This window comes from Streptomyces prasinopilosus (assembly GCF_001419695.1).
Lineage (GTDB): Bacteria > Actinomycetota > Actinomycetes > Streptomycetales > Streptomycetaceae > Streptomyces > Streptomyces prasinopilosus.
This window is the reverse complement of record NZ_LIRG01000890.1, coordinates 1-1,093: the sequence shown is the minus strand read 5'-3', so window position 1 is coordinate 1,093 and position 1,093 is coordinate 1. Positions and strand designations below refer to the sequence as shown.

Here is a 1,093-nt window from a genome sequence, read left to right as displayed (position 1 = left end):
GCCGTCGACGAGCAGGGCGCGGTGGGGGATGTTCCCCCGCCAGGTGCTGCCCCGCAGTTCGTGGGGCACGACACGGGTGCGGTCGGCGTGGGAGAGGAGCAGGTTGTCGAACTCGGGCAGGAACCGCGGCGGGGCCGGGGTGTCCGGGTCGGGCCGGGGCGCGTCGGGGAGGTCGAACAGCTCGGTTCCGTGGGTGTCGTGGAAGGTGACCAGGCGTGGGCGGAGGCGGTCGAAGGCTTCGCGCAGCCTGGTCAGTCCGGCCCAGGTCTGCATGTCCTTCACGGAGGCCGGCCCGAAGGCGGCGAGGTAGCGCAGCACGACGGCGTCCGGCCCCGGGGAGGGCTCGGCGGGCCGGCCCAGCCACCGTTCGGCGGTGGTGAGCGTCACCTGGCCGCCGCGGCCCCACAGTCCGCGCGGGGGGATCTGGACGAGGGGCAGCCTGCAGCGGGCGGCGGCGGACAGGGCCTGCGGGTCGGCGTGGGGCCATTCCCCGAGCAGGGCCTCGCGCAGCTGCTTCACGGTGCGCGGCTCGGCCTCGACGAGGTCCCGGGCGAGGACGGCGAGCCGGTCCAGGTCGACTCCGGACAGCCCCTTGCGGAAAAAGGCGATCTCACGGTCGCGGGCGGGCTGCACCAGGGGGCGCAGGGTGAGGCAGTCCTGGGCCGTGTGGGTGTGGATGGTCGAGCGCAGGGTGACGATGCGGACCACCGCGCGGTCGGCCATCGGCCGGGACAGCGCCTCGGGCGTGAAGCCGTCGAGCCGGGCGGCGAGCGCGTAGTACGGCGGCTTGGCGTTCTGCGCCTGGAGGCCGACCAGATGCTCCACGGCCGCCTCCGCGGACAGCGGGGAGCGCCGCAGGAGCAGCTGCCGGGCGAGGGTGGCACGGTTCAGGGCCCGGGCGTCGAGCACGGCGGCCGGACCCCGCCCCGGGGCGGCGCCCCGCTTCGTCTTCGTCATGCCCGCACGCTATCGGGGCTTGCGGCCACCTTCTGTCCGCAAGGGCCGGAGCACCGCCACGGGGACGGCCACCGCTCCGGAGCGCTGTTCCGGGACCGCTGTTCCGGGACCGCTGTTCCGGGACCGCCGCTCCGGG

The 1,093-nt window shown here is 75.7% G+C and carries 1 protein-coding gene; it reads right to left on the bottom strand.

The window, feature by feature from the left end:
- Positions 1-957, bottom strand: a 957-nt coding sequence (locus tag AOK18_RS28080; RefSeq protein WP_055696145.1) for a winged helix DNA-binding domain-containing protein, incomplete at its 3' end; no start/stop codon positions are given.
- Positions 958-1,093: the final 136 nt, after the last annotated feature.